The 9,397-nt window shown below is 70.7% G+C and carries 8 protein-coding genes; all 8 read left to right on the forward strand.

Annotated elements, in window-relative coordinates:
- The first annotated feature begins 17 nt into the window (after positions 1-17).
- The 8 genes from argJ (at position 18) to tyrS (ending at position 8,794) form a co-directional block, all read left to right on the forward strand.
- Positions 18-1,172 (forward strand): bifunctional glutamate N-acetyltransferase/amino-acid acetyltransferase ArgJ, encoded by a 1,155-nt coding sequence (argJ, locus tag ABZ860_RS13965; RefSeq protein ID WP_357219645.1) that lies wholly within the window; start codon positions 18-20, stop codon positions 1,170-1,172.
- Positions 1,169-2,122 (forward strand): acetylglutamate kinase, encoded by a 954-nt coding sequence (gene argB / locus ABZ860_RS13970; protein ID WP_357219648.1) that lies wholly within the window; start codon positions 1,169-1,171, stop codon positions 2,120-2,122. The genes argJ and argB overlap by 4 nt, the downstream gene beginning before the upstream one ends.
- A gap of 41 nt (positions 2,123-2,163) precedes the next feature.
- Entirely contained in the window at positions 2,164-3,309 is a 1,146-nt protein-coding gene (locus ABZ860_RS13975) for an acetylornithine transaminase (protein WP_357219689.1), read from the forward strand.
- Positions 3,310-3,349: 40 nt separating this feature from the next.
- Positions 3,350-4,303 (forward strand): ornithine carbamoyltransferase, encoded by a 954-nt coding sequence (gene argF / locus ABZ860_RS13980; RefSeq protein WP_357219691.1) that lies wholly within the window; start codon positions 3,350-3,352, stop codon positions 4,301-4,303.
- Positions 4,300-4,884 carry an arginine repressor gene (locus ABZ860_RS13985; protein WP_357219651.1) on the forward strand — a complete coding sequence of 195 codons (585 nt, stop codon included), beginning with the start codon at positions 4,300-4,302 and terminating at the stop codon, positions 4,882-4,884. Before argF ends, ABZ860_RS13985 begins: the two co-directional genes overlap by 4 nt.
- Before the next feature lie 435 nt (positions 4,885-5,319).
- On the forward strand, positions 5,320-6,732 hold the full coding sequence (gene argH / locus ABZ860_RS13990; RefSeq protein ID WP_357219694.1) for an argininosuccinate lyase: 1,413 nt from the start codon (positions 5,320-5,322) through the stop codon (positions 6,730-6,732).
- The gene (locus tag ABZ860_RS13995; RefSeq protein ID WP_357219654.1) at positions 6,714-7,397 is read left to right on the forward strand and encodes a DNA-3-methyladenine glycosylase; all 684 of its coding nucleotides are present in this window, start codon (positions 6,714-6,716) and stop codon (positions 7,395-7,397) included. Before argH ends, ABZ860_RS13995 begins: the two co-directional genes overlap by 19 nt.
- A gap of 131 nt (positions 7,398-7,528) precedes the next feature.
- A complete protein-coding gene (tyrS, locus tag ABZ860_RS14000) occupies positions 7,529-8,794 on the forward strand; it encodes a tyrosine--tRNA ligase (RefSeq protein WP_357219696.1) in 1,266 nt (421 codons plus the stop codon).
- Positions 8,795-9,397 lie beyond the last annotated feature (603 nt).

A 9,397-nucleotide genomic window follows, 5' to 3' on the forward strand; every position in this document is an offset into this window, starting at 1 on the left:
CCCTTCCAGGAGTGCGCATGAGCGTCACCGCACCGCTGGGCTTCCGCGCCGCAGGAGTCGCCGCCGGGATCAAGAGCGGCGGCGCCCGCGACCTGGCCCTGGTCGTCAACGACGGCCCCTCGCGTGCCGCGGCCGGCGTCTTCACCCGCAACCGTTTCAAGGCCGCGCCCGTCCTGTGGTCGGCTCAGGTCCTCGGCGGCGGCCGGGTGAGGGCCGTCGTCCTCAACTCCGGCGGCGCCAACGCCTGCACCGGCCCGCTGGGCTTCCAGGACACCCACGCCACCGCCGAGAAGGTGGCGGAGGTCCTGGACGACTCCGCGGCCGAGATCGCGGTCTGCTCCACCGGGCTGATCGGCGAGCGGCTCCCGATGGACGCGCTGCTCGGCGGCGTGGGGACCGCGGCCGAGCAGCTCAGCCGTGACGGCGGCTTGGCGGCGGCCGACGCGATCCGGACCACCGACACCGTCAGCAAGATCTCCTTCCGGCGGGGCGAGAACGGCTACATGGTGGGCGGCATGGCCAAGGGCGCCGGGATGCTCGCGCCCGCGCTCGCCACGATGCTGTGCGTGCTGACCACCGACGCCGACCTCACGTCCGAGGAACTCGACACGGTGCTGCGCAGGGCGACCTCCGCGACGTTCGACCGGCTCGACACCGACGGGTGCATGTCGACCAACGACACCGTGCTGCTGCTCGCGAGCGGCGCGTCGGGCGTGCGCCCCGACCTCGCCGAGTTCGAGAAGATCGTCACCGCCGTCTGCGCGGACCTGGCCCGGCAGCTTCTGGTCGACGCCGAGGGCGCCTCCAAGGCGATCGCCATCGAGGTCGTCGGCGCGGCGTCGGTGGAGGACGCGGTGGCGGTGGGCCGCGCGGTCGCCCGCTCGAACCTGCTCAAGTGCGCGATCCACGGTGAGGACCCCAACTGGGGCCGGGTGGTCAGCGCGGTCGGCACCACCGACGCCGTGTTCGACGCCGAGCGGGTCAACGTGGCGGTCAACGGCATCTGGATCTGCCGCGGCGGCGCGGCGGGAGACGACCGCTCCAAGGTCGACCTGCGACCCCGCGACGTCACCATCACCATCGACCTGTCCGCCGGCCCGCACACCGCGACCGTGCACACCACGGACCTCACGGCGGCGTACGTGCACGAGAACTCGGCGTACTCGTCATGAGCGTCAGGCGTAACGGCGCCCTGGACAAGGCGCACACCCTGATCGAGGCGCTGCCCTGGCTCGCGCGCTTTCACGGCGCGACCGTCGTCATCAAGTACGGCGGCAACGCGATGACGGAGGAGCACCTGCGGGCCAAGTTCGCGGCCGACGTGGTGTTCCTGCGCTACGCGGGCCTGCGGCCGGTGATCGTGCACGGCGGCGGCCCGCAGATCCAGTCGCACCTCGATCTGCTCGGGATCGACAGCCACTTCGTGTCCGGGCTGCGGGTGACCACGCCCGAGGCGATGCAGGTCGTCCGGATGGTTCTGGTCGGCCAGGTCAACCGCGACGTGGTCGGGCTGATCAACGGGCACGGGCCGTTCGCGGTCGGCATGTCCGGCGAGGACGCCCACCTGTTCACCGCCCAGCGCAAGCACGTCGTCGTGGACGGCGTCAAGGTGGACATCGGCCAGGTCGGGGACATCGTCCGGGTCGAGGCCGGCGCTGTGCGGGCCCTGCTGGACGACGGCCGCATCCCGGTGGTGTCGTCCGTGGCGCGTGGCGAGGACGGCGGGATCTACAACGTCAACGCCGACACCGCCGCCGCCGCTCTCGCCGTGGCGCTCCAGGCGTCGAAGCTCATCGTCCTCACCGACGTCGAGGGACTGTACGCCGACTGGCCCAACAGCGAGGAGGTCGTCAGCCGCATCGGGGCGTCCGAACTCGCCGCGTTGCTGCCCTCGCTGTCCAGTGGCATGGTGCCGAAGATGGAGGCATGCCTGGCCGCCGTGCGCGGCGGCGTACCACAGGCCCACGTGCTCGACGGGCGGGTGCCGCACGCGCTGCTGCTGGAGGTCTTCACCGACGAGGGCATCGGGACGATGGTCGAGCCCGACGGCGCCGTGACGGCGGTGCGAGGCGGGGTCGAAGCGACGGCGGACGGCGCCGTGAACGGGGAGGTTGCCAGGTGACCACCAACGACGAACTGCGCGGACGCTTCGGGGCGGCGTTCATGCGCAACTACGGGGTGCCGCCGGTCGCCATCGCCCGCGGCGAGGGCTGCGTCGTCTGGGACGTGGACGGGCGCCGCTACCTCGACCTCATCGGCGGCATCGCGGTGACCTCGCTCGGCCACAACCACCCGGCCCTGGTCGAGGCGGTGTCCCGGCAGGTGGCCACTCTCGCGCACACCTCGAACCTGTTCCTGCACGAGCCCGAGGTGCTGCTCGCCGAGAAGCTGCTCGCCCTGCTCGGAGAGCCCGCGAGGGTCTTCCTCTCCAACTCCGGCACCGAGGCCAACGAGGCGGCAGTCAAGATCGCCATCAAGTACGGCAAGATGCACGGCCGCGGCTACATGGTGGCGGCGGAGAACGGCTTCCACGGCCGCACGCTCGGCGCGCTGTCACTGACGGGCAAGCCGGCGATCCGCGACCAGTTCGGGCCGTTCCCGCTCGATGTCCGGTTCGTTCCGTACGGGGACGCGGATGCGCTCAAGAACGCGGTGACCGAGGACTGCGCCGCGGTCTTCCTGGAGCCCACCCAGGGTGAGGCGGGTGTCATACCGCCGCCCGACGGCTACTTCCGCACCGCCAGGGAGATCTGCTCCTCGGCGGGGGCGCTGCTCGTGGCCGACGAGATCCAGTCGGCCATCGGCCGCACCGGGCACTGGTTCGCCCACCAGGCGGAGGGGGTCGTCCCCGACGTCCTGACGCTGGCCAAGGGCCTCGGCGGAGGCCTGCCGATCGGAGCCTGCATCGGCTTCGGCGAGGCCGGGGAGGTCTTCGCCAAGGGCGACCACGGCTCGACCTTCGGCGGCAACCCGGTCTCGTGTGCGGCGGCGCTCGCGGTGCTCGACACGATCGAGCGCGACGGACTGCTCGGCAATGTCGTCACGGTGGGAGCGCTGCTGTCCGAGGGCGTCGCCGCCGTACGGCACCCGTTGCTCAAAGGGATCAGGGGGCGCGGGCTCTGGCTGGCGGCCGTGCTCACCGCGCCGAAGTCGGCGCAGGTGCAGGCGGCGGCACAGGAGGCCGGATTCCTGGTCAACGCCCTTCAGCCCGACGCGGTACGGCTCGCGCCGCCGCTTGTCATCACCGAGTCCGACGTGCAGACCTTCCTCGATGCGCTGCCCGGCATCCTGGAGGATGCAGATGTCTGAGAACGACCTCGTGAACCCCGTCGCCGGCCCGGCGGGAGCGATGCAGGGCGCGGACCCGGCGCGTGTCAGGCACTTCCTGCGGGACGACGACCTGTCGCCGGAAGAGCAGGCGCAGGTGCTCGACCTCGCCGAGGCGATGAAGAAGGACCGGTTCGGCTACCGGCCCTTCGAGGGCCCCCGCACGGTCGCCGTGCTGTTCGACAAGCCGTCCACCCGCACCCGGGTCTCCTTCACCGTCGGCGTCGCCGAGCTGGGCGGCCAGCCTCTGCTCATGGACCTCGGCACCTCGCAGATGGGACGCGGAGAGCCGATCGAGGACACCGCGCGGGTGCTGTCCCGGCAGGTCGCGGCGATCGTGTGGCGGACGGCGGGCCAGGAGCGCATCGAGGCGATGGCCGCCCACTCGTCGGTGCCTGTGGTGAACGCGCTGACCGACGAGTTCCACCCCTGCCAGATCCTCGCCGACCTCCAGACGATCCGGGAGCACAAGGGCTCGCCGCGGGGCCTCACGCTCGCCTACCTCGGCGACGGCGCCAACAACATGGCCCACTCCTACCTGCTGGGCGGGGCCACGGCCGGCATGCACGTCCGCATCGGGGCTCCGGTGGGCTACCTGCCCGACGCCCTGGTCATGGAGCGGGCTGCCGAGATCGCGGCGGCCACGGGCGGATCCGTCACGGCGGTGAGCGATCCGGAGGCCGCGGTGGCCGGAGCGCATGTGGTCGCGACCGACACCTGGGTGTCCATGGGTCAGGACGGCAAGGACGAGCGGGTCGCGGCCTTCGCCTCCTACCAGGTGTCCACTGCGCTGCTCGGCCTTGCGGACCCGGACGCGATCGTGCTTCACTGCCTCCCGGCATATCGGGGGTTGGAGATCGCCGCGGACGTCATCGACGGGCCGCAGAGCGTGGTGTGGGACCAGGCGGAGAACCGGTTGCACGCCCAGAAGGCGCTGCTGCACTGGCTGGCGACGCGGGGTGCGGAGGGGTCGTGACCATCCCGCTGACGAAGGCGGCCCGGCACGCGCGCATCGTGGAGCTGCTGACCAGGCACAAGGTCCGCTCGCAGCCCGAGCTGGCCAAGCTCCTGGCGGAGCAGGGAGTGGAGGTCACCCAGGCCACCCTCTCCCGCGATCTCGACGAGCTGGGCGCGCTGAAGCTGCGGGCCGACGACGGCACGCTGGTCTACGCGCTGCCGGGCGAGGGCGGAGGACGGATTCCGCTCTACCGCACCGGTGCCGCGAACGGCATGCCGGAAAACCCCGACGCGCGGCTGCGGAGAATCGCGGAGGAGCTCCTGGTGTCGGCCGAGGCGTCGGCCAACCTCGTGATACTGCGCACGCCACCGGGAGCGGCGCAGTTCCTCGCCTCGGCCATCGACCACGCGGGCTGGGAGTCCATCCTCGGCACGGTGGCCGGCGACGACACGATCCTCGTCATCAGCCGTGACCCGACCGGAGGGCAGGCGCTGGCGGAGACCCTGCTCAGCCTGGCCACCCGCCGCACGCCCGACGTGACCAGGCACAAGCTCGCCGTGGAGGTCCGCGACCACGGCAGCGAGAAGCGGGAACCATGACGTGGCGGGCGCACTCGAGGGCGGGCGCGGCACGCCGGCGGCAATTCCCTGCCTCCCCCGGAGCACCGGTGGGGAGGCCGTCGGAGACGGGCCTGCCGATCGACGTCGGCAGGAGATCGCCGTACTCGACGGACCACAGCGAAATCGCGGCCGCGCGGGACGCCCGCCAGGCCTGATCCACCCGGCATACGCCCCGGTTCCGGTGCAGGGACCGGGGCGTACGTCGGCTAAGGTCGCGGATTAGTCCCGCAGAAGGATCCGCGTGAGGGATTCGCGCCGAAGGCTCGTCCGGGAAAACCCGAAAGGGTTCATCGGAAAAACCCGAAAGGCGCAAGGATCCACGTACGACGGCCCCGGGCGGGAACGGGCGCGCGGTCATCTTTTCTGCAGGGACTCGAATATCGGAGGGAGAAGACGGTGGCGGACAACAAGCCGATGCGGCTCTGGGGTGGCAGGTTCGAGGGGGGACCCGCGGACGCCCTCACGCGCCTGTCGGTGAGCGTGCAGTTCGACTGGCGGCTCGCGCCGTACGATCTGCTGGCCTCGCGCGCGCACGCGCGCGTGCTGCACCGCGCCGGGCTGCTGACGCAGGAGGAGCTCGACCGCATGCTGGGTGCGCTCGACGACCTCGACCGGGCGTGCCGCAAGGGGGAGTTCCGCCCCACCGTGGCCGACGAGGACGTGCACACGGCGCTGGAGCGCGGCCTGCTCGAACGGCTCGGCTCGCTGGGCGGCAAGCTCCGCGCCGGGCGCAGCCGCAACGACCAGATCGCCACCGACCTGCGCCTCTACCTGCGTGACCACGTCCGAATGATCGTCTCCCGGCTGGTGGAGCTGGAGACGGCGCTGATCAGCCAGGCCGAGGAGAACGCCGACGTCGCCGCCCCCGGCATGACGCACCTTCAGCACGCTCAGCCCGTGTCGTTCGGCCACCAGCTTCTGGCCCACGTCCACGCGCTCACCAGGGACGTGGACCGCCTCCGCGACTGGGACAGGCGCGCGGCGGTCTCGCCGCTCGGTTCGGGCGCGCTCGCCGGGTCCTCCCTGCCGCTCGACCCCGCCGCCGTCGCCGCCGAACTCGGGTTCGACGCCCCCGCGCCGAACTCGATGGACGCCGTCGCCGACCGCGACTTCGCGGCCGAGTTCCTGTTCTGCGCGGCGCTGATCGGCGTGCACATCTCCCGGCTCGGCGAGGAGATCGTGCTGTGGGCCTCGCAGGAGTTCCGGTGGATCGAGGTGGACGACGCCTACTCCACCGGCTCGTCGATCATGCCGCAGAAGAAGAACCCCGACGTCGCCGAACTGGCCAGGGGCAAGAGCGGCCGGCTGATCGGTTCGCTGATGTCGCTGCTGACGACCCTCAAGGGCCTTCCGCTCACCTACAACCGCGACCTCCAGGAGGACAAGGAGCCGGTGTTCGACGCGGTCGACACCCTGCTCCTGGTGCTTCCCGCTGTCTCGGGCATGGTCTCCACGATGCGCGTGAACAAGGCCAAGCTGGAGGCCAGCGCGCCCGACGGCTTCGCCCTGGCCACCGATCTCGCCGAACTTCTGGTCCGCCGCGGGGTGCCGTTCCGCGATGCGCACGAGGCCGTCGGCCACTTGGTGGTGTGGTGCCAGGTGAACGACAAGGACCTCGGTGAGCTCACCGACGACGAGCTGGCCAAGGTCTCGCCGCACTTCGCCGTCGACGCCTCCGGAGCGAGCGTCCGTGACGTGCTGAACGTGCACGGCGCGCTGGCCGCCCGCAGCGCCTTCGGCGGCACCGCGCCCGACCGGGTCCGCGACCAGATCGCCAACCTCCGGGAAGTCGTCGACGGCCAGGCGGCATGGGCGAACGAGAACTGATCGAGGACGTCGCGGGCGCTCCGCTCGGCCGCGACTTCTTCGACCGCCCTTCGGACGTGGTCGCGCCCGACCTGCTCGGCCGCGTGGTCGTGCACGGATCGGTGGCGGTGCGGCTGAGCGAGGTCGAGGCGTACGGCGGGCCGGGGCAGGACCCGGCCTCCCACACCTACCGGGGACGCACTCCGCGCAACTCGGTCATGTTCGGGCCGCCGGGGCACCTCTACGTCTACTTCACGTACGGCATGCACTATTGCGCCAATCTCGTGTGCATGCCCGCGGGCACCGGTTCGGCCGTCCTGTTACGCGCCGGCGAGGTGCTCGCGGGTGTGCACGCCGCGCGCATCCGGCGCATGCCGCACGCCGACGGCCCGGACCTCAAGGGAGTGGTGCGGCGTGTCCCGGACCGCGACCTCGCGCGTGGACCGGCCCGGCTCACGGTGGCGCTCGGCCTGGTCCGGGAGCACAACGGCACGGACTGCTGCTCCGGCGGTCCGATCCGGGTGCACGAGGGCCGGCCCGTGCCGTCCGGCCAGGTCAGGACAGGTCCTCGCACCGGCGTGTCGGCGGGCGCCGAGACGCCCTGGAGGTTCTGGATCGACGGCGACCCCACCGTCTCGCCCTACCGCGCCCACGTTCCCCGGCGACGAGGCCGTGCCACGAGCTGACGCGCAGGTAAGAAGTGGCGATAAGGTTTCGTGATCAGGCAGGCTTGTACGGAAGCCCGTACACCCACCATCGATAAGCGAAAGCCACGACCGTGACCGCAACTTCAGGCAACCTCGTGCCGACGTCGGAGATGGCTGACATCCTCGACGAGCTCGAGTGGCGCGACGTGATCGCGCAGACGACCGACATCGACGCGCTGCGCAAGGCGCTGGCCGACGGTCCGATCACCGTGTATGCGGGCTTCGACCCGACCGCACCCTCGCTGCACGTGGGCAACCTCGCCACGTTGCTGATCCTGACCCGCTTCCAGCGGGCGGGCCACCGGCCTATCGGCCTGGTCGGAGGCGCCACCGGTTTGATCGGCGACCCGAGCGGCCGCAGCACCGAGCGGGCCCTGAACTCCAGCGACATCGTCGCCGAGTGGGTCGCACGGATCCGGGTGCAGGTCGAGAAGTTCCTGTCCTTCGAGGAGGGACCGACAGCGGCCACGCTGGTCAGCAACCTCGACTGGACCGCGAACCTGTCGGCGATCGATTTCCTCCGGGACGTCGGCAAGCACTTCCCCGTCAACCGCATGCTGGCAAGGGAGTCGGTCTCCGCCCGGCTGGCCGGCGAGGGGCTCAGCTACACCGAGTTCAGCTACCAGATCCTGCAGGCCAACGACTACCTCGAGCTGTACCGGCGGGAGCGGTGCACATTGCAGCTCGGCGGCAGCGACCAGTGGGGCAACATCACCGCGGGCGTCGACCTGATCCGCCGGGTCGAGGGCGGCCACGTCCACGCGCTCACCGGCAAGCTGATCACCAAGGCCGACGGCACGAAGTTCGGCAAGACGGCCGGCGGGGCGATCTGGCTCGATCCCGCGCTGACCTCGCCGTACGCGTTCTACCAGTTCTGGCTGAACGCCGACGACCGGGACGTGGTGCGGTTCCTCAAGGTCTTCACCTTCCGGACACGGGAGGAGATCGACGAGCTGGAGAAGTCCGTGGCCGAGCGGCCGGCCGCCCGCGAGGCGCAGCGCGCCCTGGCCGAGGACCTGACCACTCTGGTCCACGGCTCCGACGAGCTGGCCCGGGTGATCGCCGCTTCGCGCGCGCTGTTCGGGCAGGGCTCGCTGGCCGAACTCGACGCCCGCACGCTGGAGTCCGCTCTCGCCGAGGTGCCCAAGGCGGTCGTGCCCGCCCTGGGAGCGCCGTACGTCGAGCTGCTCGCGCAGAGCGGCCTGGTCGAGTCGAAGTCCGCGGCGCGCCGGGCCGTCAAGGAGGGCGGCGCGTACCTGAACAACACGAAGATCACCGACGAGGAGTACGTGCCCTCGGCGGACGACCTGCTGCACGGCCGGTTCCTCGTGCTGCGCAGGGGCAAGAAGACGGTCGGCGGCATCGAGGTCGCCTGATCTGTCGCGCTGATCCGCCACACTGATCCGGCACACTCAACAGCCGCCCCGGTCCCGGACCGGGGCGACTGTTTCATGGCCAAGAGTTGTTATGACGAAGGTAACAATCTTGTGGCGTCGACGGTGGCCGACGCCCGAAGTTCCCGTCTGACCTAGGGTTTCGGCCATCTCGGCGTGATTTGACGGCCGAGTCGGCGTTGCCTAATGTTTTCTTCGCCCCCGAGGGATGCGGGACGCCGACAGGCGGCCGGACCCGGCGGGCAAGCCACTCCGACAGCCACCCAGACAAGGCGTCCGCGTCGAGTCCGGGTCGTTCGTGGCGAGGCCAAGCCGAAAGGTTTGACACGAGGCGGGCGAGGGTTTAGTATGGAGTGGTTGCCCCGAGAGGGGCGGTCACTCTCACAAGAGCATTGGCCGAGATCGCATGGCCCTCCAGGTCTGCGAAGCGGCGATCGTCGTAGAGTCGGCCGAACGGAAGTCATCGCCCTGGATCTCGGGACCCCTTGGTGGGTTTCGGGTGATGGTGGTCGCGTCCGTTTCTTGAGAACTCAACAGTGTGCTAAAAGCCAGTGCATGAATCATGCATGACCCCGTCTACCGGTG

It is taken from the genome of Microbispora sp. NPDC046973 (genome assembly GCF_040644495.1).
Taxonomy (GTDB): Bacteria; Actinomycetota; Actinomycetes; order Streptosporangiales; family Streptosporangiaceae; genus Microbispora.

Bases quoted from the DNA above. Each gene is read 5' to 3' on its own strand.
- argJ (WP_357219645.1), top strand. From the start codon at position 18: ATGAGCGTCACCGCACCGCTGGGCTTCCGCGCCGCAGGAGTCGCCGCC.
- argB (WP_357219648.1), top strand. From the start codon at position 1,169: ATGAGCGTCAGGCGTAACGGCGCCCTGGACAAGGCGCACACCCTGATC.
- ABZ860_RS13975 (WP_357219689.1), top strand. From the start codon at position 2,164: ATGCGCAACTACGGGGTGCCGCCGGTCGCCATCGCCCGCGGCGAGGGC.
- argF (WP_357219691.1), top strand. From the start codon at position 3,350: ATGCAGGGCGCGGACCCGGCGCGTGTCAGGCACTTCCTGCGGGACGAC.
- argH (WP_357219694.1), top strand. From the start codon at position 5,320: ATGCGGCTCTGGGGTGGCAGGTTCGAGGGGGGACCCGCGGACGCCCTC.
- ABZ860_RS13995 (WP_357219654.1), top strand. From the start codon at position 6,714: ATGGGCGAACGAGAACTGATCGAGGACGTCGCGGGCGCTCCGCTCGGC.
- tyrS (WP_357219696.1), top strand. From the start codon at position 7,529: ATGGCTGACATCCTCGACGAGCTCGAGTGGCGCGACGTGATCGCGCAG.